Origin of the sequence: Demetria terragena DSM 11295, from assembly GCF_000376825.1 — a bacterium.
Taxonomy (GTDB): domain Bacteria; phylum Actinomycetota; class Actinomycetes; order Actinomycetales; family Dermatophilaceae; genus Demetria; species Demetria terragena.
This window is the reverse complement of the sequence record NZ_AQXW01000004.1, coordinates 1,134,394-1,160,466: the sequence shown is the minus strand read 5'-3', so window position 1 is coordinate 1,160,466 and position 26,073 is coordinate 1,134,394. Positions and strand designations below refer to the sequence as shown.

26 protein-coding genes are annotated in these 26,073 nt (G+C 65.3%); 14 read left to right on the top strand and 12 right to left on the bottom strand.

The window, feature by feature from the left end; translation table 11 throughout:
• Positions 1-263: 263 nt before the first annotated feature.
• Positions 264-1,415, bottom strand: a complete 1,152-nt coding sequence (locus F562_RS0109675) for a metallophosphoesterase (RefSeq protein WP_018156756.1) — start codon at positions 1,413-1,415, stop codon at positions 264-266.
• A 119-nt stretch (positions 1,416-1,534) separates the two neighbouring features.
• On the opposite strand from F562_RS0109675, the gene F562_RS0109670 reads away from it, so the two are divergent.
• Entirely contained in the window at positions 1,535-4,378 is a 2,844-nt protein-coding gene (locus F562_RS0109670; RefSeq protein ID WP_018156755.1) for an FAD-binding and (Fe-S)-binding domain-containing protein, read from the top strand.
• On the opposite strand, the gene F562_RS0109665 is transcribed toward F562_RS0109670, so the two are convergent.
• Positions 4,375-5,022, bottom strand: a complete 648-nt coding sequence (locus tag F562_RS0109665) for a response regulator transcription factor (protein ID WP_018156754.1) — start codon at positions 5,020-5,022, stop codon at positions 4,375-4,377. The genes F562_RS0109670 and F562_RS0109665 overlap by 4 nt on opposite strands.
• Entirely contained in the window at positions 5,019-6,188 is a 1,170-nt protein-coding gene (locus tag F562_RS20175) for a sensor histidine kinase (RefSeq protein WP_156822609.1), read from the bottom strand. The genes F562_RS0109665 and F562_RS20175 overlap by 4 nt, the downstream gene beginning before the upstream one ends.
• A 146-nt stretch (positions 6,189-6,334) precedes the next feature.
• On the opposite strand from F562_RS20175, the gene F562_RS18695 reads away from it, so the two are divergent.
• Positions 6,335-6,952, top strand: coding sequence for a CDP-alcohol phosphatidyltransferase family protein (locus tag F562_RS18695; protein ID WP_018156752.1), 618 nt, complete (start codon positions 6,335-6,337; stop codon positions 6,950-6,952).
• 19 nt (positions 6,953-6,971) lie between these two features.
• On the opposite strand, the gene F562_RS0109650 is transcribed toward F562_RS18695, so the two are convergent.
• On the bottom strand, positions 6,972-8,447 hold the full coding sequence (locus F562_RS0109650) for an MFS transporter (RefSeq protein ID WP_018156751.1): 1,476 nt from the start codon (positions 8,445-8,447) through the stop codon (positions 6,972-6,974).
• A gap of 171 nt (positions 8,448-8,618) precedes the next feature.
• Here F562_RS0109650 and F562_RS0109645 point away from each other — a divergent pair, with 171 nt between their 5' ends.
• Positions 8,619-9,266: a TetR/AcrR family transcriptional regulator gene (locus F562_RS0109645; RefSeq protein WP_018156750.1), complete on the top strand. Its 648-nt coding sequence runs from the start codon at positions 8,619-8,621 to the stop codon at positions 9,264-9,266.
• Here the strand turns inward: F562_RS0109645 and F562_RS0109640 are convergent.
• Together F562_RS0109640 and F562_RS18690 are read right to left on the bottom strand one after the other, a co-directional pair.
• Complete coding sequence (locus F562_RS0109640) at positions 9,259-9,990, bottom strand: Type 1 glutamine amidotransferase-like domain-containing protein (RefSeq protein WP_018156749.1); 732 nt, start codon at positions 9,988-9,990, stop codon at positions 9,259-9,261. The two genes, F562_RS0109645 and F562_RS0109640, sit on opposite strands and share 8 nt — an antisense overlap.
• An 88-nt stretch (positions 9,991-10,078) precedes the next feature.
• Positions 10,079-11,116: a GNAT family N-acetyltransferase gene (locus F562_RS18690; RefSeq protein WP_083915517.1), complete on the bottom strand. Its 1,038-nt coding sequence runs from the start codon at positions 11,114-11,116 to the stop codon at positions 10,079-10,081.
• 69 nt (positions 11,117-11,185) lie between these two features.
• Here F562_RS18690 and fdxA point away from each other — a divergent pair, with 69 nt between their 5' ends.
• From fdxA to F562_RS0109620, 3 genes are all read left to right on the top strand, one after another.
• Positions 11,186-11,512, top strand: coding sequence for a ferredoxin (gene fdxA, locus F562_RS0109630; RefSeq protein ID WP_018156747.1), 327 nt, complete (start codon positions 11,186-11,188; stop codon positions 11,510-11,512).
• Between the two features lie 160 nt (positions 11,513-11,672).
• On the top strand, positions 11,673-12,770 hold the full coding sequence (dapC, locus tag F562_RS0109625) for a succinyldiaminopimelate transaminase (protein WP_040385717.1): 1,098 nt from the start codon (positions 11,673-11,675) through the stop codon (positions 12,768-12,770).
• Between the two features lie 156 nt (positions 12,771-12,926).
• Positions 12,927-14,219 (top strand): citrate synthase, encoded by a 1,293-nt coding sequence (locus F562_RS0109620; RefSeq protein WP_026181161.1) that lies wholly within the window; start codon positions 12,927-12,929, stop codon positions 14,217-14,219.
• 78 nt (positions 14,220-14,297) lie between these two features.
• On the opposite strand, the gene F562_RS18685 is transcribed toward F562_RS0109620, so the two are convergent.
• From F562_RS18685 to dapD, 3 genes are all read right to left on the bottom strand, one after another.
• Positions 14,298-15,257, bottom strand: a complete 960-nt coding sequence (locus F562_RS18685) for an alpha/beta hydrolase (RefSeq protein ID WP_018156744.1) — start codon at positions 15,255-15,257, stop codon at positions 14,298-14,300.
• Positions 15,258-15,337: 80 nt separating this feature from the next.
• On the bottom strand, positions 15,338-16,297 hold the full coding sequence (locus F562_RS18680; RefSeq protein ID WP_018156743.1) for a hypothetical protein: 960 nt from the start codon (positions 16,295-16,297) through the stop codon (positions 15,338-15,340).
• Positions 16,298-16,333: 36 nt separating this feature from the next.
• Complete coding sequence (gene dapD, locus F562_RS0109605; protein ID WP_018156742.1) at positions 16,334-17,275, bottom strand: 2,3,4,5-tetrahydropyridine-2,6-dicarboxylate N-succinyltransferase; 942 nt, start codon at positions 17,273-17,275, stop codon at positions 16,334-16,336.
• Between the two features lie 72 nt (positions 17,276-17,347).
• On the opposite strand from dapD, the gene dapE reads away from it, so the two are divergent.
• Together dapE and F562_RS0109595 are read left to right on the top strand one after the other, a co-directional pair.
• Complete coding sequence (gene dapE / locus F562_RS0109600) at positions 17,348-18,415, top strand: succinyl-diaminopimelate desuccinylase (protein ID WP_040385713.1); 1,068 nt, start codon at positions 17,348-17,350, stop codon at positions 18,413-18,415.
• Positions 18,416-18,418: 3 nt separating this feature from the next.
• On the top strand, positions 18,419-19,180 hold the full coding sequence (locus F562_RS0109595) for an LOG family protein (RefSeq protein WP_018156740.1): 762 nt from the start codon (positions 18,419-18,421) through the stop codon (positions 19,178-19,180).
• Here F562_RS0109595 and F562_RS0109590 read toward each other — a convergent pair.
• Positions 19,177-19,743, bottom strand: a complete 567-nt coding sequence (locus tag F562_RS0109590; protein WP_018156739.1) for a hypothetical protein — start codon at positions 19,741-19,743, stop codon at positions 19,177-19,179. The two genes, F562_RS0109595 and F562_RS0109590, sit on opposite strands and share 4 nt — an antisense overlap.
• 141 nt (positions 19,744-19,884) lie before the next feature.
• Between F562_RS0109590 and F562_RS18675 the strand changes: the two genes are divergently transcribed.
• The 6 genes from F562_RS18675 (at position 19,885) to F562_RS0109560 (ending at position 24,284) form a co-directional block, all read left to right on the top strand.
• The gene (locus tag F562_RS18675) at positions 19,885-20,214 is read left to right on the top strand and encodes a DivIVA domain-containing protein (protein WP_018156738.1); all 330 of its coding nucleotides are present in this window, start codon (positions 19,885-19,887) and stop codon (positions 20,212-20,214) included.
• The gene (locus F562_RS18670; RefSeq protein WP_018156737.1) at positions 20,211-20,672 is read left to right on the top strand and encodes an SRPBCC family protein; all 462 of its coding nucleotides are present in this window, start codon (positions 20,211-20,213) and stop codon (positions 20,670-20,672) included. The genes F562_RS18675 and F562_RS18670 overlap by 4 nt, the downstream gene beginning before the upstream one ends.
• Positions 20,669-21,250 (top strand): DNA-3-methyladenine glycosylase I, encoded by a 582-nt coding sequence (locus F562_RS0109575; protein WP_018156736.1) that lies wholly within the window; start codon positions 20,669-20,671, stop codon positions 21,248-21,250. The genes F562_RS18670 and F562_RS0109575 overlap by 4 nt, the downstream gene beginning before the upstream one ends.
• Positions 21,247-22,446, top strand: a complete 1,200-nt coding sequence (locus F562_RS0109570; RefSeq protein ID WP_018156735.1) for a hypothetical protein — start codon at positions 21,247-21,249, stop codon at positions 22,444-22,446. The genes F562_RS0109575 and F562_RS0109570 overlap by 4 nt, the downstream gene beginning before the upstream one ends.
• 64 nt (positions 22,447-22,510) lie before the next feature.
• Positions 22,511-23,059 carry an ArsR/SmtB family transcription factor gene (locus F562_RS0109565; RefSeq protein WP_018156734.1) on the top strand — a complete coding sequence of 183 codons (549 nt, stop codon included), beginning with the start codon at positions 22,511-22,513 and terminating at the stop codon, positions 23,057-23,059.
• A gap of 1 nt (position 23,060) precedes the next feature.
• The gene (locus F562_RS0109560; RefSeq protein ID WP_018156733.1) at positions 23,061-24,284 is read left to right on the top strand and encodes an MFS transporter; all 1,224 of its coding nucleotides are present in this window, start codon (positions 23,061-23,063) and stop codon (positions 24,282-24,284) included.
• A gap of 12 nt (positions 24,285-24,296) precedes the next feature.
• Here the strand turns inward: F562_RS0109560 and F562_RS0109555 are convergent, their stop codons facing one another.
• Both F562_RS0109555 and F562_RS18665 read right to left on the bottom strand, forming a co-directional pair.
• A complete protein-coding gene (locus F562_RS0109555; RefSeq protein ID WP_018156732.1) occupies positions 24,297-25,100 on the bottom strand; it encodes an enoyl-CoA hydratase/isomerase family protein in 804 nt (267 codons plus the stop codon).
• Positions 25,097-25,927: a PaaX family transcriptional regulator gene (locus F562_RS18665; RefSeq protein WP_018156731.1), complete on the bottom strand. Its 831-nt coding sequence runs from the start codon at positions 25,925-25,927 to the stop codon at positions 25,097-25,099. The genes F562_RS0109555 and F562_RS18665 overlap by 4 nt, the downstream gene beginning before the upstream one ends.
• Between the last annotated feature and the right edge of the window lie 146 nt (positions 25,928-26,073).

The following is a 26,073-nucleotide window of genomic DNA, read 5'->3' as shown; positions in this document are numbered from 1 at the left end:
TCATGAACGCCGAGACTTATTTTCGGATATGGCGAGTTCGAACACCTCAGTTCGAGGCCTCGTTGCTTATCTTGGGTTAGGTCTCCTGATAGGGGCATATGGGCTGAAGAGCCTCACATCCTCCGGCGACCACGGGGTGGCTTATCTGCTCACATCGGGGGCTGCGAGCTTAGCGGGGATCCTCTTTTGCGCCGTTGCGGTGATGGGATTTGTCAGACTCATGCGCCAGGCGCGCAGGACCCGCTGACGACCGTCGGACGCAGTCAGCGCTTCTGGACCAATTCCAGGATCGCGACCTCGGGCGGCGCGCCGACGCGTACCGGCGGACCCCACGCACCGGCGCCGCGGGAGGCGAACACCTGAGTGCTCCCGAACTCCGCGAGCCCATCAACCATGGGTTGGTCAAGCCTGACGGCATAGTCAAACGGCCAGACCTGGCCACCGTGCGTGTGACCGGACAGTTGAAGGTCGACGCCGTGGGTGCGGGCGTCCTCGACCTGCGAGGGCTGATGAGCCGCCAGGAGGAGGAACCGATTGGAATCACGACCGGCGACGGCACGAGCCAGATCAGGCTCGTGTGGGGCTGGAGCGGTGGCGTCAAAGATCCCGGCCAGGTCGATCTCATCACCATCGCGACGCAGCGCCACGCGTTCGTTGCGCAGCGGGCGAATTCCGAGGGTCTCCCAGTACGTCATCCACGCCTCGGCGCCGTCGGCGTAGTACTCGTGATTTCCGCTGACACCGAATGTCCCCAGCGGGGCTTTCACGTGGGCGAGCGGTCGCAGATCCGGTCCGACGTAGTCGACGGTTCCATCGGTGAGATCGCCGCCGTACACAACGAGGTCTGGCTTCTGTTCGAGGACCAAGTCCACGACCTTCTGGGTGAAGTCGCGGCCACGCGCTGGACCAATATGAAGGTCGGTGATGAGCGCGACGCGGATTCCGTTAAAACCTGCGGGCAACCGCGCGAGCCGGATGGTGGTGTGACTAACCCGCGGCCTCGCCGCCGCGACCAGCCCATACCCGACGGTGGCGGTGCTCCCCAGCACGAGCCCCGCTGTCGCGCCCCGCAAGAAGTGCCGCCGCGACGGCTCCGGTGGGGGTGTCGGGCGACCTTGCACGCGGCGTACGACGCGGGCGCCTAGACAGACCAGGCCAATGAGGCCAAGGCCCAGCAGGAGATAGAAGATCATCGCGAACCAGGTCAAGCCCATGAAGCCCATCGGGCGAGCCCAGGTCGGGTCGAAAAGGTCGCCGCTACTCATGCCGACCACCGCCATGGCGGCAAGGAGAATCAAGATCGCCGTGGCGGTCTTGGCCCAGAGGCCGGGGAGGCCGACGGCGCGTACCAGTCTCCGTTGGAAGAGCCAGGTGAGGAGCCCAAGGACGATGGCGAGGACCAGCAGGCGGATCATGTCGGGCGGCACCTGCACAGCGTGCCACTCGCGGCATGCCCGAATGGCGGCGCGGTTCCCAGAGCAAGGGTCGGCCACTATGCAGACCCGACGTCAGAGATTGTCTACAACGAGGCACGATGGTGTCTGTGACCACCGAGCTGCTGGAACGTCTGCGCGCTGCCGGAGTCCGAGATGTGCTGGGCGACAACACCAGTCGCGCTGCCTACTCCTCCGACGCATCTCTCTATCGCGTCCTGCCTGAGGCAGTCGTACGCCCACGCGACCGCGACGAGGTCCTCGCCACCCTTGCGGTCTGTCGGGATCTAGGCGTCCCCATCACGTCCCGCGGGGGCGGTACGTCGTGCGCCGGCAACGCAGTGGGCGCGGGAGTCATCATGGACTTCTCTCGCCATATGGGGCAGGTGCTTTCGGTCGATGCCGAGGCTCGTCGAGCGATTGTGCAACCGGGGACCGTGCACGCCACCTTGCAGAAGCAGGCGCTCGCTGCCGGACTGCGCTACGGGCCGGATCCGAGTTCGCACAGTCGCTGCACCATCGGCGGCATGATCGGCAACGATGCCTGCGGGAATCGTGCGCTGGGCTATGGCAAGACCTCCGACAACCTGCTCGGTGTTGAGTTGGTGACGGCTAGCGGTGATGTCCTGCGCACCCGCGAAGGCGATGCGCGGGCCGACGTGATTGCCGCGTCGTCGGTCTGGGCCGGGCTGGATGAGGTGGCTGGTCGGCACCTGGGCACGATTCGCACCGAGCTGGGCCGGTTCAAGCGTCAGGTGTCGGGCTATGCGGCGCAGCGACTGCTGCCGGAAAACGGATTCGATGTCACCCGCCTGTTTGCTGGGAGTGAGGGCACGCTCGGAATCGTCACCGAGGCCGAGGTCGCTCTGATTGCCGAACCATCGCATCGCCTGCTGGTCGTGCTGGGATTCCCCGACATCGCGACGGCCGGGTCGGCTGCGGTCGAGCAGTTGCCGTTCGGACCCGTCGCCGTGGAAGGCCTCGACCGGCGCATCATCGATGTGCTGACGCGTCGCCGTGGCCCAGACGCGGTGCCGCCGCTGCCGCGTGGTGACGGTTGGCTTCTGGTTGAGCTCACCGGAGATGACCCGGGCGAGGTGCAGGCACGGGCCGAGGCATTGTGTGCTGCAGCTGATGCGGTCGAGGCGCGAATCGTCAATGATCCCAAGGAGGCTGCCTCAATCTGGCGAGTTCGAGAAGACGGCGCTGGGCTGTCTTCTCGCAGCCCCCGGGAACGCCCCGCGCACGCGGGTTGGGAAGACGCGGCCGTACCCCCAGACAAGCTGGGCCCTTACCTGCGGGACTTCGACGAGCTCCTGCTGCAGCACGACCTCACGGGTCTGCCCTACGGACACTTCGGCGATGGATGCCTGCACATTCGCATCGATTTCCCGTTGGACGCGCCGGGTGGGCTCGCCGCCTTTGGGTCCTTCCTGGGTGAGTCCGCGGCGTTGGTGGCGTCATACGGCGGCTCGGTCTCCGGCGAGCACGGGGACGGGCGGGCGCGCAGTGGTCTGCTGAAGCACATGTACTCGTCGGCTGCGTTGGATATGTTCGCCGAGATCAAGCACCACTTTGATCCGGACAACCTGCTGAACCCTGGCGTACTGGTGGATCCGGCGGCTCCGACCGAGGATGTGCGGGTAGCCCTAGCCAAGCCCGTGCGCGTGCCCTTGGCGCTCGCCTACGAGGGTGACGGCGGCGACTTCTCCCAGGCAGTTCATCGGTGCACGGGGGTGGGTCGTTGCCGTGCTGATTCGACCGCGACCGGTGGGGTGATGTGCCCGTCCTATCTCGCCACGGGCGAGGAGAAAGACTCCACGCGCGGGCGTGCGCGAGTGCTGCAAGAGATGGTGAATGGCTCTCTTGTGCAAGGGTTTTCGGCGCCGGAGGTGCATGAGGCCCTCGACCTGTGTCTGTCCTGCAAGGGATGCCTGTCGGATTGCCCGACCGGCATCGACATGGCGTCCTACAAGGCCGAGGTGCTCCACCAGACCTACCGCAAGAAGATTCGCCCGCGCTCGCACTATGCGCTGGGACAGCTGCCGCGCTGGGTGCGTGCAGGCAGTCGAGTGCCCAAGGTTGTCAACGCGATGTTCGAGGTCGGGGAGAAGTTCTCCGCAGCTAAAAAACTTGCTGGTGTTGATCCCCGGCGGAGCATTCCACCGCTGGCCACCGAGACATTCCGACGCTGGGCGCGGTCGAACGGCGTTGGCACCTATGGTGATCCGATTCCGGGCGGGCGCGTGGGCGTGCTCTTGGTGATCGATACGTTCACCGATCATTTCTCGCCCGAGGTGGCTCAGGCTGCGGTACGAGTGCTGCGATCGGCGGGCTATGAACCTCAGATCACTGAGCGCAACGGGTGCTGTGGGCTCACGTGGATATCGACCGGACAGTTGGACGCTGCACGCAAGATCCTTGGCTCCCACCTTGATGATCTCCTCGGCGCTGCCGAGGCGGGTATGCCGATCGTGGGTCTAGAACCGTCCTGCACGGCGGTCCTTCGCTCAGACAGCCTGGAACTCACGCCGGGGGATCGCGCCGAGAAGGTCGCGCATGCGACGAAGACCCTTGCCGAGTTGCTGCAGGACACACCTGACTGGAAACCGCCAAGTCTCAACGGAACTCGCGTGATCGCCCAGCCACACTGCCATCACCACGCGGTGATGTCCTGGTCACCGGATGCCGAACTGCTTCGCCAAGCGGGGGCGGACGTACGCCGCCTGGGCGGGTGCTGCGGTCTCGCCGGGAACTTCGGCGTCGAACTCGGCCACCACGATGTATCGGTCAAGGTCGCCGAGCACCAACTACTCCCAGCGCTGCGGGACGAACCCGATGCGGTCTTGCTGGCCGACGGCTTCTCCTGCCGCACTCAAGCGGACGACCTGCTCGACCGCCAGGGAGTCCACCTCGCACAGCTTCTGGACCCGCAGCGGGATTAGGCGCTGGCGCGGTGCGCCAGGAGTGCTGCTTGCACCCGGTCGCGGGATCCGGTCTTAGCCAGCACGTTGCTGACGTGCGACTTCACGGTGCTCATGGAGAGGAACAACGCCTCGCCGATCTCCGTGTTGTTCAGCCCGTCTCCAATGAGTGCGAGCACGTCCCGCTCGCGCTCGGTGAGGTGGAAACGGTCGAGGTCGGGCGCGGTGGCTCCGCTCGGATGGACGTGCCGCAGGACAGCCTGTGTCACTCCGGGGGATAGGACTGCATCACCGGCAGCGACGGCGCGTACGGCGTCCACCAGTTCGCGACCGGTACACCTCTTGAGAAGAAAACCCGCAGCCCCGGCGGCGATCGCCTCGAGCACATAGGCGTCGTCATCGAACGTTGTCACCACGATGACCGATGGAGCCGAGGCAACGCGTGCCAGGCGCCGGGTCGCCTCCAGCCCGTCCATCACGGGCATCCGGATATCGACGAGTGCGACATCGAGGTTGCTGCCTCGATGGACCGCATCAACCAAAGCCTGACCATCCGCGCATTGCAGCGCGACCTCTATGCCATCCGCGGCGTTCAGAATGAGACTAAATCCCTCGACGACGAGCGACTGGTCGTCCACCACTGCGACCCGAATCGGCGCGGTCACAGCGTGCCTTGAGGTAGCGGGAGGAAGGCATCGAGTTGGCTGCCTCCGCCAGGTCGAGCGGCGAATTCCCAAAAGCCGCCGAGCGAAGTCACCCGTTCGTTGATTCCGGTGAGCCCCGAGCCAGCACCCGGTCCGGGTCCGCGTCCGTCGTCCAAGACGCTGAGCCGAAGGTGTGAGTCGGTGACACGCACCACGACCCACACCCGTTGCGCCACAGCGTGTTTCAGGACATTGGTCAGTCCCTCCTGAACGATGCGGTAGGCCGCTAGTTCGACCACTTCGCCGATGTGGGAGGTCTCCTCGACGTCGACATCGACGGCAATACCGGATTGGGTGAGGGGAGCCGTGAGGGCCGGGTTGATATCTGCCAATCGCGGTGGCGCCGCAGTGTTTGCGGCCGCCTGGGGGTCACGCAAGTGCACCACTAGTGCGTCCAACTCGACCAGGGCGGTGCGCCCGAGGTCCGCGATCCTGGTCAATGCCGATCGCGGATCGCTGACTCGGCCAGCCTCGGCCTGGATCACCATGGCGGTGACGTGGTGGCCCACCACGTCGTGGAGTTCCCGGGCTAACGCGGTGCGCTGTTCGAGCCACACCGCGTGGGACTCACTGGCTTCGGTACGCACCCGCAAGTGATGCTCGCGCTGTGCCGCGCGACGGCTGGCGATGCCGAGGGTCAAGCCAATAGCCGCCGCGAACGTGCTGTTGTGCGGCAGCGAGACGTAGCCGAAGTCGCCCATGTTCGGCGGCGCGAGTCCGGCCACGACGGCCGCCACGATGGGCACCCAGTGCAGGCGTTCAGGCGCGAGCACGATGCCAAGGAAGATCAAACAACCGACCATGATTGCCGACCCAAGGCTGCTGCTCGAACTGTTCCACGCAGGGATGACGGCTGCCACAGCGAAGACCCACACCTTGAGGTCGGAGCGCCTCGTTCTCGCGGCGAAGACCACCAAGAGCAGCGCGATGAACTGCCCGCCGCCGGGCATCTTCTCCGCCACGACCGCGACAAAGAAGCCAATCAAGACGCCCGTCGCCGCAATCGTGACGCCGAGTCGGTGCAGTTCAGCGAACTGGTCGTACAACGTGTCCTTGGCCCGGAGCGCGCGGTTGCGCCAGGCGCCGCTCGGTCGCCGCGCGCGGGTCAAGGCCAGGTGAGGTGCCACGGTCACAGTGTGCGCCAGCGCCGGCCACGACGGCGGGAGGCGACAGAGATTCGGTACCGAGGTACCGAACCCCACCGGCACGTGCCGGCCAGGCGTGGTCCCGCAGCCTGTTCCCGGCGCCTGCGCTGCGAGCCACTCTCGATGTCATGGCTTCTCTCACGACTCCGCTCGCGGTTGACCCTGGCCGATCCCAACCTCCCGACCCAATTGGTCGCTTGAGCACCACGCCCAACCTCATCACTATCCTGCGTACCGCTCTGGCGGTTGGTATAGCGACCTATGCGCTCGCCGAGCACAATGGCACTGGGCTGATGGTGGGATATGCCGTCTATTGGATCGGTGATGTCGCCGATGGTTGGACAGCCCGTCGACTGCGCCAAGAGACGCGCTTGGGTGCGGTCCTCGACATCGTGGGTGACCGCGCATGCACCGCGTTGCTCGGCGCCACGGCCCTGACCTTTGCGCCCCATCTGTGGTTTCTCGCAGCACTCTTCTTTGTCAGTTTCATGGTCATCGACACGATGTTGTCGTTAGCGTTTCTCGCGTGGCCACTGTTGAGCCCCAACGATTTTCACCGCGTCGATCGCCTGGTGTGGCGCCTGAACTGGTGGCCTCCGGCTAAGTGCCTGAACACCGCAGCGGTGGTCTTGCTCGTGATTGCAGGATTCCCAACGGTGGCCTACGCGGTTTGCATTGTGGTGCTGGCGAGCAAGGTGTGGTCCTGCCGCCGCGTGGTGGAAGCGTTGGGGGACCGTTGGCCATGACCGTCCTGGCTCATCGCGCTCACGCGGACGGGGCGGGTTCCTCGGTGCCACGAGAGTCGGTTAGGGACAGCGAGCCGAAGCCCACGACCAGTCCAACCACGACAGCGAGAACGGTGAATGTCACGCGCTCACCGCGGAAGAACGAAGCGACCAGGTCCGGGGACCACTCACCGATCGGCAGGGCAGTTGTGACCAAGGCGGCGATCGCGGTGCCGACCAGGGCCGTACCGATGCTGGTCCCGACTTCCTGCGCGGTGTCGTTCAGAGCCGCACCGAGGGACGTACGGTTCTCTGGCATCGCGGCGATGAGGGCGACCGCACAGGTCATGAAGACCGTGCGCAGGCCCGCCGTCATGCCAACAATTCCGATCGCAATTGCGAGGTAGCCGTGCTCGACCGCGACGGCGAGCCACCCGATGGAAACGGCCATGACACCGGCGCCGATGAGGCACGCGAGCCGATGCCCGAACCGCTTCACGAGCGCTTCGGTGAGCGGCGAGAAGAGCAGCATCGCGATGATCATCGGCAGGTTAGCGAGGCCAGCCTTGATGGGGCTCCAGCCGTAGGCGTACTGGAAATGCAGGATGAGCGAGAACATGACCGCGGCCATCGCGATCGCGGTGCCCAGTTGGGCGATCGCCGCTCCGCGCACCGTGCCTTGGCTAAACACGCGAAGGTCGAGCATGGGAGTGGCAGTGCTGCGTTCACGTCGGATGAATCCAAGCGCTGCGGCCAATGCGCCTAGCGCGCACGCGAGCGTGACGACCGATAGCCAGCCGTGCTCCACGCCGCTCGTCAGCGCATAACATCCGAGCCCAATCGCGCTCATGCTGAGTGCGGCTCCTGGCAGGTCCAGCACGTCATTGGTCAGGTCATCGGCGTGGTCCTTGGCCACCCCGGCCCGTACGCCGATCCACGCGATCAGCGCAATGGGTGCGTTCGCGAGGAGAAGCCACTCCCATCCGACGTGTGCGAGCGCTGACCCGCCGATGAGGGGGCCGAGGATGAAGCCGCTCATGCCGACCGTCATCATCACGGGGAAGGCCTTCCGCACGAGTTCTTCGTCGTCGAAGAGGCGAAAGATGAGCGAGTTGGTGATGGGCGCCATCGCCGCTGCGCACAGGCCGAGCGCTGCACGTAGGACAATCAGCTCGGCGGTCGACTCGACAAACCATGCACCGAGACTGATGGTGCCAAATGCCGCGAGCCCTATCAGGAGCACGCGTCTGCGACCGAATCTGTCGGCAAGGGAGCCGGCGGTCAGCATCAATCCGCCGAAGGTCAAGGCGTACGCGCCACTGACCCACTGCAGCGAGGTTGTGCTGCTGCCGAGATCTCGGCCAATCGTCGGCAAGGCGATCGACAACAACGTGTTGTCCACCATCTCTACGAAGAACGCGAGACATAGGGCGGTGAGGGGAATCCAGGCGGCGCGCAGCGATGAATAGGTACGTCGCGCAGGAGCCGTGCTGACGGAGCTAGCCGTGGTGCTCATGTGCACCTCCAATTATCGAACGACGTTCGACTATCGAACGACGTTCGAGACTATAGAACAATGTTCGATGTGCTGCAAGGCGCACAACTGATGCGTGACAGGATGTGACGTATGACTCCTCCGCAGAAGCGCCGATCTGGCCGGCGCGCCTCGCATTCCATGGAGTCCGTGATGACCGAAGCGGTTCGGCTGCTCGATGAAGCTGGGGACTCAGCACTGACCTTCCGGGCGCTCGCGCACCGTCTCGGTGGTGGTGTCGCCAGCATCTACTGGTACGTCGACAGCAAGGACGAGTTGTTCGATCGGGCCGCCGACTTCGTCATGGACGGGGTGCTGGATGAAATTGAGGGGCTCATGAACCCCGACCCGATCGACGACCTGCGTCGCACTGCGATCGTGCTCTACGACGCGGTCGTTTCCCGGCCGTGGTTGGGCTCCTACTTCATGCGCAATACGGGCAGTCAGCCAAACTCACTGCGCTACTACGAACGAGTGGGTCAACAGGTGCTCCGTCTCAAGTTGCCGCCGCTGGAGAGTTTCCATGCGACCTCCGCCGTCATCGGGTATGTCGTGGGCGTCGCAGCTGACCTGGGTCAGCAGCCGCCCGAGGATGTCACCAACGGAACGGTGGCGCGCGATGAGTACTTCGCTGGGGCGGTGGCGGCATGGAGGGACCTCGACCCAGACGAATGGCCGTTCCTCCACGCCATCGTTGACGTCTTCGAGAATCACGACGATGCGCTGCAGTTCCGGGCCGGCCTCGACCTGCTCCTGGAAGGGTTGCGGCGGCAAGCACGCGACGCCGACTCAGTCAGGTGAGGCGACGGACCTCGAGTCTCGCCTCCACCGCGGCGCACCCCGATCCGCGCTCGACCCAGTAGGCGCCCTTGCCGTCGACCTCGGTGACGGCTTCGGCCAATTCCGTTCCGCGGTAAAGCAATCCGACTCCGTCGTCGGTGGCATACCCGGGCGGAAGGGCGCCGTCGGTGATAAGGGACTGGAATAGCGGACGGCGTTGCGGTTCCGAGTCGTAATGGACGCCGTTGCTGTAGGGCAGGAGCGCCAGCCCATTTGTGACCGGCCGCAGATCCGTGCCAAACGAGTCGGTCGTACCGCCGATATGCCAGCAGATCGAGCCAGCCGAGACGCCGGTGAGGACCACGCCCGCCTCCCATGCCGCTCGCATCGCCTCGTGGACCCGGTGCACACGCCACATCGCGAGCAACCCGGCGACGCTGCCGCCCATCACCCAGACCACGTCCTGGGCGAGCAGGTGCTCCCGGATGTCGGGGACGTTGGGCATCGGAAAGAGCTGTACGTGACTGGACTGCCAGCCCGCTAGCCGTGCCGCATCATGCAACCGCGCGAGCACCGCTTCGTTGTCTCCTAGCGCCGTGGCCAGAAAGCAGACTCTCGGGGCTCGCCCGGTGATTCCGGCCAACTCAACGGCGAAGGTCGAGAGCGCGCTGAACTCAAAGAAGGTGTGCCCGCCCGGTCTGATGCCACCCGAGGTCGCCAGGATGGTTGGCTCAGGTGCGGTCATACGGGTCAGTTAAGCAGGCCATGCGCGGCTCAGGAGCGACCCGCCGTCGACTGGCGGCATATGGCGGGTGTCGATCACCAAACACTCGTCATATGCCGCTAGTCGATGCTTGCGAGGGGTGGCGGAGGTAGGCGTATTCGTGGTGCGTCTCAAAGCCCAGGGACTCGTACAGCGTCACGGCGGCCGTGTTGCCGGCCTCCACCTGCAGGTACGTCGCCTGCGCTCCGGCCGCCTGCGCCGCGCGGGCGAGCACGCCGACCGTACGTCGCGCCAGGCCCTGCCGTCGCAGACTCGGCTGCACGTGCACGGCGAAAATCCCGGCCCAGCCTCGTCCGAGCGCCAGGCGCCCCACGGCGTCCGGAATGCGGTCTGTGCCCAACGTCACATATCTCCCGTCGCGGACTCGTCCCAGAATCTGCGTGAGCGTGCCTGAATTGTCCCGCTCGCGAGCGGTGGCGCCCGCAATCCAGCGATCGCTTACCCGCTCGGTGACCGCGACATCGTGCTCAGGTGAACCCGCTGCAGCCACCACGGCGTCGGTCGGTGCCGTCATCACCAAGACGTCAGGCATTGCCCGCCACTCGGCCGCCACCAGGTCCCGACCGATACCGCTATTCAGCGCTTCGGCGGCGGTTGGCCCATAAACCTGAACCAACCCGGGAAGCCCGCGGCTGTCGTACCAGCGTTCGATCGCAGTGATGGCGTCCGCCACTGGCATCCCTGGATCTCCTAGTGGCAGAACGCTATTCGCGCGCCCGGTGTAGCCATTGGCCGCGCGAAGTAGCCAGCGTCCCTGCCAGTGCGACTCCAGTGGTGGCATCCCGCCGACCATGAGTTCTTGCAGGTCGGCGGCGCCGACTACCCGATGGGGTCGGCCAGGACGTTTCGCAGCCGGCGGGACTTCCTTGCCGGTGACGATGGCGTCGCGGGGGACTCGAACGTCGCCGCGGCGGGTACGCACGACGGCCACCTCGTCGTCGAAAGAAAGCAACTCACCGAGAGCGTCGGTCAGCGCCCCGTCAGCATCGCGATAACGCAAAACCACACGTGATCCCACGCCTAACTGCCGGTTATGTGGGCGGGTGTCGCCCGAAGTCAGGTGAGGCTCACTCGGCGACGCATTCATGAGTCGGCATACTAGAAGAGTTGCGCCCAGCGTCGGCGTGCCCACCCGCTTGCCAGGAAGGACCGATTCGTGACTTACGTCATTGCTCAGCCGTGCGTCGACCTGAAGGACAAGGCGTGCATCGAGGAATGCCCGGTCGACTGCATCTATGAGGGCAAGCGATCGCTCTACATTCACCCCGACGAATGCGTCGATTGCGGTGCCTGCGAGCCGGTCTGCCCGGTTGAGGCGATCTATTACGAGGATGACACTCCCGAGGAGTGGGCCGACTACTACAAGGCCAACGTCGAATTCTTCGACGACCTCGGAAGCCCTGGCGGTGCAGCCAAGCTCGGTGTGATCGAGAAGGATCACCCGATCATCGAGGCGCTGCCGCCGCAAGAGCACGACGAGTGACCGTGGTCTCGGTCTCGACACGCCGCTCGTTCCTCGCGGCTGCTCGACCGGCGTGGGGGTCGTTCCTCGCGGCTGCTCGACCGGCGTGGGGGTCGTTCCTCGCGGCTGCTCGACCGGCGTGGGGGTCGTTCGTCGCGGCTGCTCGACCGGCGTCGGCGTGATGGACCTTCCCGACTTCCCCTGGGACAGTCTCGCGGCGGCCAAAGCCGTCGCCGCGCAGCACCCGGACGGCATCGTCGACCTTTCGGTCGGCACTCCCGTCGACCCGACACCCGACCTCCTCCAGGAGGCGCTGCGTGATGCGGCGAATGCTCCGGGCTACCCCCAGACATGGGGTACGCCATCGCTGCGGGAGGCGATCTCCGCCTGGTTCGCCAGGCGCCGTGGTGCAACCGGCATCGACCCCGACGGGGTGCTGCCCACCATCGGCAGCAAAGAACTGGTGGCCTGGCTGCCCACCCTGCTGGGCCTCGGAAAGGGCGACGAGGTCGCCTTCCCGGCGGTGGCATACCCGACCTATGACGTCGGCGCTCGGATCGCGGGCGCCTCGCCGCGCCCGATGACGAGCTTGGTCGAGCTCGGACCCGGACCCGCGCCAAAGGTGTTGTGGCTCAACACCCCGAGCAACCCGACCGGCCAGGTGCTCGGTGTGGACCATCTCAAGAAGGTCGTGGACTGGGCGCGTGCGCGCGGGGTGCTAGTGGTCAGCGATGAGTGTTACGCCGAGCTGGACTGGCGAGCTGACGCAGACGGTCCGACGACGCCGAGCGTGTTGGACGATCGGGTGACCGGTGGGACCCATGAGGGCGTCCTGGTGGTCTACTCCACCTCCAAGCAATCAAACCTGGCTGGCTATCGCGCGGCCTTTGTCGCGGGCGATCCCTCAGTGGTGCGCCAACTTCTCGAGGTACGCAAGCACGCGGGAATGATCCCGCCCTGGCCGGTCCAGCGCGCACTTGAGGCCGCGGTCAGCGATGACGAGCATGTGGCAGTCCAGAAAGAACGCTATGCGGCCCGTCGCGCCGTGCTGCGCCCCGCACTGGAGAGCGCCGGCTGGCGGATTGATCACAGCGAGGCGGGCCTATACCTGTGGGCGACCCGTGGCGAGCCCTGTCGCGAAACCGTCGACTGGCTGGCCAAGTGCGGCATCCTGGCCGCCCCGGGGGACTTCTACGGCCGCACCGGCGCCGAGCACGTACGCATCGCCCTGACCGCCTCCGACGAGCGGATTGCTGCCGCCGCAAGGCGACTGCCATAGGATCCGGACGTGGGTCAACCCCCTAGTTGACGCCACGTCAAAGATGGCGAAAGTTCTAGACCCGGACCACGGTCAGCGGCGCCCTAGACCTGAGGTAACGTCATCCACGCTGACTTCCCGGCTCCGCCGCCGGGTTAGAGGAGGATGGACTTTCACATGAGCAACGAAGGCGCTGCGACCTTCCAGGCTGTCGGGAAGACACTTGAGCTTCCGCTTCACCCAGCCACCGAAGGCAACTCCGGCTACGAAATCTCGTCGCTGCTGAAAGACACGGGCAACACCACGCTCGATGTCGGCTACACCAACACTGCGTCCTGCCAGTCGAAGATCACCTACATCGATGGTGACGCAGGGATCCTGCGTTACCGCGGGTATCCGATCGACCAGCTGGCTCAAGACTCAAGCTTCCTAGAGGTTTGCTACCTCTTGATCTATGGCGACCTGCCGAGCAATGAACAGCTCGACGCGTTCACGGCCAAGGTCAACCGTCACACCCTGCTTGATGAGGACCTCAAGGTCCTCCTCGAGGCCTTCCCACGTGACGCGCACCCGATGTCGGTTCTCTCGGCGGCCGTGTCCGCGCTCGGGACCTTCTACCCAGACTCACTGGCGATCGACGACCCTGACCAGATCGAGCAGTCGACCATTCGGTTGTTGGCCAAGCTGCCAACGATCGCGGCCTATGCGTTCAAGAAGAGCCAGGGCCAGCCGACGCTCTACCCGGACAACAGCCTTGACCTGGTGGGCAACTTCCTGCGGATGACCTTCGGGTTCCCCACGGAGGACTACGAAATCGACCCGGTCGTTCACCGGGCCCTGGACCAGTTGTTCATCCTCCATGCTGACCACGAGCAGAACTGTTCGACCTCGACGGTGCGCCTTGTCGGTTCGGCTCACGCCAATCTGTTCGCCTCGATCAGCGCGGGCATCCACGCCCTGTCCGGACCGCTGCACGGCGGCGCGAACTCGGCAGTTTTGGCGATGCTGGATGAGATCCACGCCAGCGGCGACGACGTCGACACCTTCATGAACAAGGTCAAGAACAAGGAAGCTGGCGTACGCCTCATGGGCTTCGGGCACCGGGTCTACAAGAACTACGACCCGCGCGCGACCATCGTCAAGGAGACCGCGCACGAGGTGCTCGAGAAGATGGGTGTCGATGACCCACAGCTCGAGATCGCCATGCGGTTGGAAGAGATCGCGTTGGCCGACGAATACTTCGTCGAGCGCAAGTTGTACCCCAACGTCGACTTCTACACCGGCATCATTTACAAGGCGATGGGCTTCCCGACCGACATGTTCACCGTGTTGTTCGCTATCGGGCGCCTGCCGGGCTGGATTGCCCAGTGGCGCGAGATGATGGAGGACCCGGCGACCAAGATCGGTCGTCCGCGGCAGGTCTACATCGGCGAGACCTTGCGCGACTACGTCGCACCGGCAGATCGCTGACCCCTAGGGGCTCAGACTCCCACACACAAACGCCCGCTTCCTCTGCAGAGGAAGCGGGCGTTGTGCATGCTCGATGGACTAAAGGAGCGGGACGCCGTAGCTGCGGCACTCAGGCTGGAAGTTCTTTGGTCCGCCCTTGAACGCGTTCAGCGTCATCTGCATCGTCGGTTCGTCATTGAACAAGCCCACGTGACCCGCGAGGTCCTTCGGGCACTTGTCCTGGAGCACGATGTTGTTGACGTCGGACCCCGACAACGTTTGGCGGGTGTACGGCGTCACCACCTTGTCCTGCTCGGTCGCGATGACGGTGTACTTCGGACCGCTAGGCACATCCGAGGAGCCGTCGGGGAACAACTCCTTGGTGTACGCGCTGGTGTTGGCCTGGTCGGTCACCCCGGGGAACTGGCCCACGTTGGACACGCCGGTAATGAATCCCATGGCTCCCAACCCGTTGGCCAGGGTGATGAGGCCGTTGAGGTCGGTGCCACGGCTGCTGGGTGCCCAGCCGACATAGTTCCCGGTCTTGGACGCACCGCCCATCTTCTTGATCCACCAGATGGGAACGTTGCCACCCTGGGAGTGGCCAAGAATGTCGACCTTTTTTGCGCCAGTGGATTTGAGCACCTTGGTGACAAACTCATCCAACTGCTGGGCGGAGTCCTTGATCGAGCCGAGGCCACCGACTCGGCCAAACGAGGCGGCGGTCTGTCCGTAGTTCAGGGCGAAGGTGCAGAACCCGTTGTTTTTCAGGCGTGGGCCGATCTTGATGAAGTTAGCGCCGTGGTTGAAGAACGTCCCGGGGAGCATCACGACGGGGTTGGGATTCTCGGCGGACGGTTTGCAGTTCCAGTCGTTGGCGCCGGCGGTGCTGTTCGGTGCAAAGGTGTATTTGTAGACGGCGGTCGCCAGATTGCCTTCGCGGATCTCGGCCGCCTGGGCGGGCGCGGCACTCGAGACGGCGAGCGATCCCGCGGCGAGCGTGGCTGCCGCCGCGGCAAGGGTGAGGCGGCGTCGAGTCGGTCGAACGGTGCGAGTCACAGTCACTCCTAGAGAGGTCGGGCCAGGAGTTGTGAGGTTACTCACACGTAGCGATGTCGTGGGCTATTCGGCCCAATCGATTATTTGACGGTGATTCGCACGACTCGGTCAGAGCCGGTGGGGTCTGATGCAGCGTGCCAACTCCACCCGTCGCGGCCGCGTTGCCGCTTCCACTCGCGATCGCCGAGCGTGACGGTGGTGATGTCTTCAAAGGCCGCATGGGTGACTCCCCACGCGGCAATGGTCCGAGCCGAGCGCGCATCGTCAAGGGTGACGGTGACACCCGAGGCGCTCGTCTGCCCGCGGTGGCCCGTCTGTTCGCGCAACGTGGTGGCGACCTGCGCCGGATCGCCATCCGCGGCGGGGTCCAAGCGGCAGCCCACTCCCTCGGTCGTGGCACCCGTGAGCGCGTCGCTCATGATGTCGCCTTCGGTGTCATGGTCGGCGTACGCGTCAGGATGCCCGCTGCGCTGCACTTCCTGGGCAACCTCGGTCAAGGGGCGGGTTTGCCAGGAATCGACCTCAATCAGCACATCGTAGAAAGCGGACGCTGAGTAGACCGGGTCGTTGATCTGTTCGGCGGTGCCCCATCCTTGGCTGGGGCGTTGCTGGAACAGGCCGATGGAGTCACGGTCGCCGCCGGTGAGGTTGCGCAGTTTGGATTCTTGGATAGCCGTCGACAGGCCCAGATGGGCGGCCTTGGGCGGCAGGTTCATGCGCTGCGTCGCGACCGTACTGATGGTGGAGGCGTTGGCTGCCTGCTCAGGGTCGAGCTTTTCTTCACCGGCGTCTCCGCGGAGCAGGCAGGTCTCGCCGCCGAAGTAGTTTCCGAGGTATTCGTACGCCTTCCACCCGCCGAACCCGACGCCTGCCACCACGACAACGGGCAGCAGGCAGCCCAGAAGGCGTCGACCGGTTCCACGCCTTCGGTGCTCTTCCCATGCGAAGTCGCCCTGGTCCCACTCCTGGAACTGATCGGCGTACGACTCATCGCCCGACGGGTTGATGTCGTCGAATTCGTCACGGCGCCACCGCGGCACATGGGCTCCTGGGGTGTTGTCGTAGGTCGGGCTGGGTCAGTTGGCGTGCAAGTCGTCGTTGAGCTGAATGCCGTGGCCCGAGCGGCCCCGGCACTCCACGACGCCGGTGGTCGAGTTGCGGATGAAGAGCAACCCGTCACGCCCAGACAACTCTTTGGCCTTGACGACGGTTCCATCTTCAAGGGTGACCTTGGTGCCTGCGGTGACGTAGAGCCCAGCCTCGACAACGCAATCGTCGCCGAGCGCGATCCCGATACCGGCCTGGGCCCCGATCAGGCAGCGCTGGCCGATGGATACCCGCTCGGTGCCGCCGCCGGACAGGGTCCCCATGATGGAGGCGCCCCCGCCGATGTCGGAGCCGTCACCCACGACGACGCCCTGCACGATGCGGCCTTCGACCATGGAAGCGCCCAAAGTGCCCGCGTTGAAGTTGCAAAAGCCTTCATGCATCACGGTGGTGCCAGCGGCGAGGTGAGCGCCGAGGCGGACGCGGTCGGCGTCGGCGATGCGGACGCCAGCAGGAATGACGTAGTCGGTCATGCGGGGGAACTTGTCCACGCCGAACACCTGCACCGGGCCCGTCTGGCGCAATTCCAGGCGGATCGCCTCGAAGCCTTCGACCGGGCAGGGACCCGCACTGGTCCACACCACGTTGTTCAGCACGCCGAAGAGCCCGTCGAGGTTGATCGTGTTGGGCTCGACCAGGCAGTGCGACAGGAGATGCAGGCGCAGGTAAGCGTCCGGAACGTCTTGCGGTGCCTCATCGAGGTCGATGTCGGCCCGTACGACGCGGGTACGGACACCGCGCCGAGGGTCCTCTTCCGCAAGGGCTCCCAGTGCCGCCGGGGCAGCGTATGGCCCGTCCTGGTCCGCGGGTGCTGCACCGAGTTGTGGCTGTGGGAACCAGGTGTCGAGGACGTCGCCGGAGGTGGTCTCAGTGGCCAGGCCGAAGCCCCATGCTTTGCGCTCGTCGGTCATGGCGACAAGGGTACGGGCGTCGACGCTGCGACCGGCGTGCCCGGTCCGCTAGGCGTGCGCGAAGATGGCGGTATGCCCGAACTCGACCTGTCCACCGATGTCGTCACGCTGACCGCCGCGGTGTGCGACATCCACTCTGTGAGTCACCAAGAGCAGGATCTCGCCGACGCCGTCGAGACCGCGCTGCGCGCCTACCCACACCTGGAGGTGCTGCGCGACGGCAACTCGGTGATGGCGCGAACCAACCTCGGGCGCGACGAGCGGGTCGTCCTGGCCGGACATCTCGACACGGTGCCGCTGACCGACCCGCCGAACCTGCCCGTGCGTCGCGTCGACGGGCTGCTTTACGGGCGCGGCACCACCGACATGAAGGGCGGGGTCGCCGTGCAACTCAAGCTCGCAGCCGACCTGGCCGAGCCGACTCGAGACGTGACCTACGTCTTCTATGAGGCGGAGGAAGTCGAGGATGAATACAACGGGTTGAAGCGGCTAGCGGTTGAGCACGCCGAGTGGTTGCGCGCAGACTTCGCGGTGCTGCTTGAGCCGACCGACGGTGGCATCGAAGGCGGCTGCAAAGGCACCTTGAGTGTGCACGTCAAAACGAAAGGCACCGCAGCGCACTCGGCGCGACCGTGGAACGGGCACAACGCGATTCACGATGCGTCCGACATCTTGGAGCGATTGCGTGCCTACGAACCACAGACCGTCACGGTCGACGGACTCGACTACCACGAGGCGCTCAATGCGGTGCTGATCTCGGGTGGTGTCGCCCGCAATGTGATTCCCGATGCGTGCACGGTGACAGTCAATTACCGGTTTGCACCAACCAAGTCCGGCGAGGAGGCGCTCGCCTACGTCCGGACCTTCTTTGACAGTTACGACGTCTCGGTAAACGACCTGGCCGATGGCGCCCGGCCGGGTCTGGACCGGCCTGCGGCACGGGCCTTCGTCGACGCGCTGGGGCTGCCCGTGACCGCGAAGCAGGGATGGACCGACGTGGCGCGGTTCAGCACGCTAGGCGTACCGGCGGTCAACTTTGGTCCGGGCGACCCCAACCTTGCGCATACCGACGACGAACGTTGCCCGGAGCAGCAGATCATTGATGCCGAAGCGGCGCTGCGCCGCTGGCTGGAGGGTTAGGCCATGACTGATCAACAGACGCCGCACGAGTACTACAAGGGCGCCACGACGTTGAGGGGAAAGCACGTTCCTCAGACGACCACCGATCAACGACTACTCGACCGCTCCGATGGTGCGGACTGGGTGCATACCGACCCGTGGCGGGTGCTGCGCATCCAGAGCGAGTTCGTTGAGGGATTCGGCACGCTCGCCGAGCTTGGGCCGGCGATCAGTGTGTTCGGATCGGCGCGTACCAAGACCGGCACGCCGTTCTATGAACTCGGCGTCGAGGTCGGTCGGCTCCTGACCGAAGCCGGGTATGCCGTCATCACCGGCGGTGGCCCCGGCGCGATGGAGGCGGCGAACAAGGGTGCCCGCGAGGCGGGTGGGGTCAGTGTCGGTCTGGGCATCGAGTTGCCGTTCGAGACTGGCGTGAACGAGTACGTCGACATCGGGGTCAACTTCCGTTACTTCTTCGCCCGCAAGACGATGTTCGTGAAGTACGCCGAGGGATTCCTGGTACTGCCAGGCGGTTTCGGCACCCTCGATGAACTATTCGAGGCGGTCACCCTCGTCCAAACCCGCAAGGTCACGGCCTTCCCGATCGTGCTGGTCGGGCGCGCATTCTGGGAGCCGATGCTGGAGTGGGTGCGTTCGAGCCTGCTCGCGGAAGGCATGATCGGCGAGCGCGACCTGGACATGTTGCAGGTCGTGGACGATCCGGCCGAGGCGGTGCGCCGGGTCACCAGCGTGTCCGCACCAGCTCCGCGGGTGGACCAGGACTAAGACCGCCCGAAGAACCGTCCGAGCCCACGTTTCTTGGGTGCGGGCTCCTGCGCCGGCTCTTCTTGTGCCGGAGCGTCCACTGGTGGCGTCGGCAGGTCTTCCGGTCGTGGATACCACGACGGGATGTGCTCGGGGCTTCGCGGGAAGAGCGCCAAGTCGGCGATCAGGTCCGCATCGGTGGGGTCGGGGTTGTCGGTCACCGCGTGGTAGTCGAGGCGCGGCCGGTTGAGGTCAAACCGTCGCTCGTAGTTGAAGAAGAAGCGTGCCTGGCCGTCCGGGGACATGGTGACCATGACGTGATACCAGGGCAGCGTCTGGGGGTTCCACATCTCATCCCGAAGCCGAAGGAGCAAGGGAAAGAGCTCCCCTGGAACCGGGCGGGACTCCTGGTGGCCCCGGTCGTCGATCACGACCATCGTGCCTGTGACGCGGTCACCTGCCTGGGCGAAATAGACCTTGGCCTCCAACCAGGTCGATGCGGACAAACCGCGGAACAGGGCGTTGCAGATTTCACGCTGGGTATTGCCCTGGGTGACCATGTCCACGGGTCCGTCTGCAGCCATGACGATTCTCCTTCGAGCCGGATGATGGAGATGAGCATACGGAGCAGGTAGCGCGGGCGATTCGATACGAGTGATGCGTGACGGGAGCCCAGAGACCTGGCGCGTGCCGGGGCTGACATACGTGTCGCTTATGGTCGTGACGTGGCATTCGTTCTCGCGCTCTTGGTGGTCGTGGTCGGTCTGGCGGTCGCGGTCGCCATCGGTCGCATCCCGGCGACCCCCATGGACGACCCGACAGCCACCACCCCCTATGAGGGACTTCCGGCTGGGCCGATCAGTGATGACGCGCTGGAAAGCCTGCGGTTCGACCAGACGATGCGCGGATATCGCATGACCCAGGTAGATCACGTCATTGATCGCTTGCGAGACGAACTTGCTGAGCGTGATCGCGAGATTGCGCGGCTGCGCGGCCAGGACTGGCCCGATGCGCTCCTGGCACCGCGTGCTGACGATGAGGACGAATCCGAGTGAGCGTTGCGCAGGTACGCCGTGAGGTGGTTGGCGAGGTTCAGGAGGTGTGGGATGTCGTCACCGACTGGACACGGCATGGAGATCACGTGTGGTTGACCGACGTCACCGTGCAGGGCGCTGCGGGGGTCGGGCAGCAGTTCCTCGCCGTGACCGCGCTGGGCCCGATTCGACTGCGCGACCTGATGGAAGTCACGCAGTGGGAGCCGCCGGTGAGTGGCGCCGGGCGCGTGCGACTGGAGAAGCGCGGTAGTGCCCTCACCGGGTGGGCGGAGATCACGGTCAAGGCCATCGCCCCCGGCCGTAGCGAGGTGGTGTGGCGCGAGGAGATCGTGAGTCCCGTGGCACGAGTGCCCGGACTCGGCCGCATCGAAGGCGCGGCATCTCGGGCGATGACCCACGCCATGATCGCTCGGCTCGCCACTGGCTTGACCCGTGATGCCGAAGGCGAGACCTCATGAGCGACGGGCCGCAGCCCGGACCCGATGGACGACTGAGGTGCTCGTGGTCGCTCGGTACCCCCGATTACATCGCCTACCACGACACGGAGTGGGGCCGCGCGGTGCATGGTGAGCAGGCGCTGTACGAACGCATCAGCCTGGAAGCCTTCCAGTCTGGGCTGTCGTGGATCACCATTCTGCGCAAGCGGCCAGCGTTCCGAGCGGCCTTTGCCGACTTTGATCCTGAGCGGGTGGCGGAGTTCGGCCAGGCAGACGTGGAGCGGCTCATGGCCGATGCCGGAATCGTGCGCAACGCCCGCAAGGTCGACGCGACGATCGCCAACGCCCGGGCGGTCCTCGACCTGCGCGCCCAGGGTGGCCTTGATGAGATTTTCTGGAGCTTCCAACCTCCGTCGCGGTCGCGACCGGCCGGGATGGGCGAGGTACCTGCACAGACCGACATCTCCAAGGCGCTAGCGAAGCGACTGAAGCAGGCCGGGTTTAAGCACGTCGGACCCACCACGATGTACGCCGCGATGCAGGCATGCGGCCTGGTCGACGACCACCTGGAAGGGTGCTGGGTAGGGGAGTCGAAGTGATTCGTCGGTGGTTCCTCCCGGCGGTGCTGTCGGCATACCTGCTGTTGCGGTTTTTCTCGTTCGTGGTCATCAGCATCGTCGCCGACTCGCAAGACCCGGCAGGTGTTCCGCGCGGGGCTGGCGAGGACGGAGTCGGCTACTTCGACATGACCCGGATCTGGGACGGCGACTGGTATTTCAGGATCGTCGAGGAGGGATACCCGAGCGAGCTGCCTCGGAACGCGGCGGGCGACCTCCAGCAGAACCAGTGGGCGTTCTATCCGCTCTATCCGATGCTGGTGCGAGCCGTCATGGCCATCACGGGACTGTCTTTCCCCGTGGCTGCACCGCTCCTCGCGCTGGCGCTTGGGGCCGGCGCCGCTCTGGTGATGGCGGTGCTTCTGCGCGACAAGGTGGGCCCGTTCGTGGCCTTCTGCGCGGTCGCCGTCTATGCCGCCTCGCCACCTTCGCCGACGCTGCAGTTGGCCTACACCGAGTCCTTGGCAATGTTGCTGCTGTGTGCCTTTCTCCTGGCGCTGACCCGGGAGAAATGGTGGCTGGCCACGGCGCTTGCGCTGCTCACGGGAATCGCGCGCCCGGTCGCCCTACCGCTCGGCCTGGTCGCGCTGGTCGCGGTGATCTGGCGGTGGCGCTCCCGCGCCGACCGACCGATCGATCGGTCCACTTATGCGGGAATGGCCAGCTCGCTGATCGCGTGTGGTCTGTCCGGTTTGATGTGGCCGACCTACGTGGGATGGCGGACCGGGGAGAGCAGCGCCTACACCGACACGATGGCAACCTGGCGAGCTTCGGGCGAGATCGTTCCGTTTGCGCCGTGGTTCGACAACGCGCGATATGCCCTCGGCGACGTCGCCGGGCCACTGGTCCTGGTCCTCGCAACGGTGCTGATCATCGCGGCGATGGCGGGTCCGTGGGCTGCCGCGCTGGGTCCTGAGCTGAGAGTCTGGACCCTTGGATACCTGCTTTACCTGGCGGCAGTGCTGGACGTCTGGACCTCGCTGTATCGCTATCTGCTCTTCATTTTCCCGCTGGCCGTCGTGCTCATTGGTGGCGGCTGGCTGGCCTCAGATCCGCGTTCTCGTATGAGGTTCGTCGGGCTGCGCGCCAGCGTTCTGGTGCTGCTCGGGCTGGCTTGGCAAGTGTGGTGGGTCTGGGAGTTATTGCGACTCGCCCCACCGTCAGATAACCCCATTTAGTCTGGTAATCCGGGATATACAAGAACTCTTGTACGTCACTTCGGCTGGTCCTAGCGTGGTGAGCATGGAGAACATCAACGTCGTGGTGGCGATCCATCACCCGACTCGGCGTCGACTCGTCGACCACCTGGTACTGCACGAGACCGCGCAGGTTGGAACGATTGCTGCTGCGCTCGATCTGCAGGTTGGCAGTGTCAGCCACCATCTCCGCATGCTGCGCAAGGCAGGCGTGGTGGAGCAGGTTGCCGACCCGGGGTCCGACGGGCGGACAAGTTGGTGGCGGCTCACGCGTACGAAATTCGCCTGGTCACCGGATGACTTCTCCTCGCCTGCGCAGCGGATGCAGGCGCGGGACGCCGTACGCGCCAACCTCACCCATCAATTCACCAGGCTGAAGCAGTGGCTGGATCGGCGCGACAGCGCCTCACCTGCCTGGGCTGGCGCCGCCTTCAGCAATGACAGTCTCGCGTGGGCCACACCTGAAGAACTTAGTGACCTATCGGGCCGACTTGCGGAGACAACCCGGGAGTGGCGGCAAGCCATCGACCGTTCCGACGGCCAAGAACGTCGCCCGATCTTCACCTTCGCGCACGGCTTTCCGACGGAAATCTGACATGACCGCTAGTGCGGAGCTCGTCGTGCTCCGTGAGCCACCGCCTCTCCGACGGGATCGTTTGGCGCACTTATGGATTGGTGGGCGGGCGCTGTCCGACGCCGGCGACGCAGCCTGGACGATCGCTATCGCATGGACCGTCATTCAGATTGCAACACCGGCAGTCGCTGGCCTCATCGTGGCCGCAGGCACGATTCCGCGCGCCGCGGTCCTGTTGTATGGCGGAGTACTTGCCGATCGCCTCGACACACGCCGAATCATCCTCAGCACCAGTCTTATTCGCGTCATCATCCTTCTCGGTGTGGTGGGCTGGATGCTTAGCGGGGAGCCGACAGTGCCCCTGTTGGTCGCGGCCGCGGTGTCTTTCGGCTTGTGCGACGCGATCTTTGACCCGGCGTCGAGCACCCTCGCCCGGCAACTGGTCCGAACCGAAGACCTGCCCGCCTATATGGCGAGTATGCAGACCGGCGGGCGACTCGGGTCGACGCTCGGCGCAGCCTCAGGTGGTGCGCTGGTGGCGTACGCCGGGCTTGGCGGCAGTGCATCGCTCAACGCGGTCACCTTTGTGCTGATTTTCCTCGTCGCCACGTTCTGGCTGGTGCCGCGATTCGCGCTCCCACGGGCCGAACCCGAATCGCCGTGGCGAGCAGTGCGGGGCGGCTTCCGTCACCTCAAACAAGCGCCGACCACGCGCTCGCTGGTCATCGCGCTCTCCGGGGTCAACCTTGCCGTCACGCCGGCCAGCGGAATAGGAATAGCGTTGCGCGCCAAGGAAGCTGGGTGGGGTGCTTCCTCGGTTGGGTTGCTGACCGCTATGGGTGGACTGGGAGCTGCCGTCGGCGCGATCGCCGTCATCCGGTGGCGTCCACCGCGACCTGCCGCCGTGGGTTTCGGCGCACTGATCGTGCAGGGCGTTGGGATCGCGGCGCTCGGTGTCGGGCCGGTATGGACCGTCGGAGCGGCAGCGTTCGTCATTGGCATCACGGCAGGCGTGGCCTCAGCTCTGATCAGCGCCGTATTCGCTGCCACGGTCGACGGCGCCTACCTTGGCCGGATGTCCTCGATTTTGCGCCTGGGTGATGACTGCCTGATGCCGCTGGCTCTCGCGGGGTTCGGCGCCCTTGCATCGACCACCCAGATCTGGGTGCCGTTCGCTGTCTATGGCGCAGGTTTGGTCCTCGCAGCGCTGCGCATTATGCGCAATCGCGACCTGATGGCGCTGTGATCAGCGCCGCGATCAACGGCCTTCGAAGCTTGGCTTCTCCTTGGCCAGAAAGGCCTCCACGGCAGCGCGATGATCGGCCGATGCACCCGTCAACGCCATCAGTTCGGCTTCATGCGCGAGGGAGTCGGCGAGATCGTTGCCGACCGAAAAGGTGACCGCGCGACGGATGGAGCCGTAGGCCAGGGTCGGCCCAGACGCAAGCTTTAGTGCGAACTCGCTGACGGCCGAGTCGAATTCGTCGGCGGGGACAATCTTGGTCGCCAGGCCGTAGTCGAGCGCTTCTTGAGCAGAGATCGTTCCACCGAACATCAACAGTTCCTTTGCCTTGGCCACGCCGACCAGGCGCGGAAGCGTCCAGGAGGCGCCGGTGTCGCAGGACAGCGCGATGCCGGCGAAGGCCAGGTTGAAGCCCGCGGAGTCGACCAGGATGCGGAAGTCGGCGGCGAAGGCCAGCGACGAACCGGCCCCGGCCGCGACACCGTTCAGTGCGGCGATGACCGGCTTGTTCATGGTCGCGATCAGCGTCACCGCCGGGTTGTAGTGATCCGCCACCGTGCTGTCGAGCTTCTCACCCGACTTCAGGCCGGCCACGTGCTCGCGCAGGTCCTGCCCGACACAGAAGGCGCGACCGGATCCGGTGAGGACGACGGCGCGTACGGAGGAGTCCTCGGCCACCTCACGAAGGGCAGCGAGCAGAGCCTCCTTGGTGGCTAGGTTGACGCTGTTCATGGCGTCGGGCCGGTTGAAGCGAATGGTGGCCACACCACCGTCGCGACTGAGTACAACGGCAGAGGTGGGGTCGGTCAGGTCGGTCATGACACTCCTTGAGGGTGAGACGAGTTCGCCTCTATCGAGGGCCGCGCAGCGTGCGGGTCGGCTAGACATTCATCCACGAAGGCACGACTTCGCGGAAGTAGTTCGTTGCTGAGTTGATCAAAGCAGGTGGCGGCGTCGCGTCCAGGCCAAGCAGCCGGAAGGACTACGTCGGGCAGCCCAGGGTCGCGGAAGAGGAACTTGCGCCACTCGTGGACCAGTTCAGTGCGTACGGCGTAGGCGGCCCGATCAGACAAACCAGCAGGCTCGGCTGCCAAACGGTGAGCCCAGGCGATGAACTCGCGGTAGGAATGTGCGAGGCCCTCCAGATCCCAGAGCGCGGCGGCAAGCTCGCGACCGTCATCCTCATAGGTGGCGGTGAAACTGCGAACGGTCAGGCCGGCCACTGCCTCTGCGAGTTCGGCCGATCGACGTGGCGCGATCCAGGTATCCGCCGCGAGTCGGGCGTAGCCGAGGAAGCCGAGTGAGTCGGTCAGTCGCGCCCGTCGACTGCGGTCAGTGATGCGTTCGGGAAAGACCAGGACGTCCCAACTGCCCTGCCACGTGGGCGTCTTCGCGCGGTAAATCCGATCCCGAGCCTCGTCGAGGCGGCGGCGAGCCCGCGCGCTGGCCACATAGCCGCGCATCCCGTGCCGTTCGACCGGCTCCAACCACCCTTCGCGTACGAGCCGGGAAACCGAGGTTCGTACCGCTTCGGGGCGTACGTCCACTGAGTCCAGCAGGCGAACGGTGGAGGCGATCGGCGCCCAGTAATCGCGCCGAAAGAGGTGGTCTCCGTAGAGGTCGAAGACGGCAGCGCGGGCGTGCATGTCCACAGTCTGCCGTAGTTCGTGGGGAGGGGATTTCCGAATGGGCGAGGTATCGGGAGATAATGGCCACAACAGCAGAGCGCTCGCGGCTGGCCACCTTGACGATGGTGTGACTTCGGCGCTCAAGAAGGTCGCGCGTAACGAAA

Coding starts and splice junctions, on each gene's coding strand:
- F562_RS0109675 (WP_018156756.1), bottom strand. CDS start 1,415: ATGATCCGCCTGCTGGTCCTCGCCATCGTCCTTGGGCTCCTCACCTGG.
- F562_RS0109670 (WP_018156755.1), top strand. CDS start 1,535: ATGGTGTCTGTGACCACCGAGCTGCTGGAACGTCTGCGCGCTGCCGGA.
- F562_RS18695 (WP_018156752.1), top strand. CDS start 6,335: ATGGCTTCTCTCACGACTCCGCTCGCGGTTGACCCTGGCCGATCCCAA.
- F562_RS0109650 (WP_018156751.1), bottom strand. CDS start 8,447: ATGAGCACCACGGCTAGCTCCGTCAGCACGGCTCCTGCGCGACGTACC.
- F562_RS0109645 (WP_018156750.1), top strand. CDS start 8,619: ATGACCGAAGCGGTTCGGCTGCTCGATGAAGCTGGGGACTCAGCACTG.
- F562_RS0109640 (WP_018156749.1), bottom strand. CDS start 9,990: ATGACCGCACCTGAGCCAACCATCCTGGCGACCTCGGGTGGCATCAGA.
- F562_RS18690 (WP_083915517.1), bottom strand. CDS start 11,116: ATGAATGCGTCGCCGAGTGAGCCTCACCTGACTTCGGGCGACACCCGC.
- dapC (WP_040385717.1), top strand. CDS start 11,673: ATGGACCTTCCCGACTTCCCCTGGGACAGTCTCGCGGCGGCCAAAGCC.
- F562_RS0109620 (WP_026181161.1), top strand. CDS start 12,927: ATGAGCAACGAAGGCGCTGCGACCTTCCAGGCTGTCGGGAAGACACTT.
- dapD (WP_018156742.1), bottom strand. CDS start 17,275: ATGACCGACGAGCGCAAAGCATGGGGCTTCGGCCTGGCCACTGAGACC.
- dapE (WP_040385713.1), top strand. CDS start 17,348: ATGCCCGAACTCGACCTGTCCACCGATGTCGTCACGCTGACCGCCGCG.
- F562_RS0109595 (WP_018156740.1), top strand. CDS start 18,419: ATGACTGATCAACAGACGCCGCACGAGTACTACAAGGGCGCCACGACG.
- F562_RS0109590 (WP_018156739.1), bottom strand. CDS start 19,743: ATGGCTGCAGACGGACCCGTGGACATGGTCACCCAGGGCAATACCCAG.
- F562_RS0109575 (WP_018156736.1), top strand. CDS start 20,669: ATGAGCGACGGGCCGCAGCCCGGACCCGATGGACGACTGAGGTGCTCG.
- F562_RS0109565 (WP_018156734.1), top strand. CDS start 22,511: ATGGAGAACATCAACGTCGTGGTGGCGATCCATCACCCGACTCGGCGT.
- F562_RS0109560 (WP_018156733.1), top strand. CDS start 23,061: ATGACCGCTAGTGCGGAGCTCGTCGTGCTCCGTGAGCCACCGCCTCTC.
- F562_RS0109555 (WP_018156732.1), bottom strand. CDS start 25,100: ATGACCGACCTGACCGACCCCACCTCTGCCGTTGTACTCAGTCGCGAC.
- F562_RS18665 (WP_018156731.1), bottom strand. CDS start 25,927: ATGCACGCCCGCGCTGCCGTCTTCGACCTCTACGGAGACCACCTCTTT.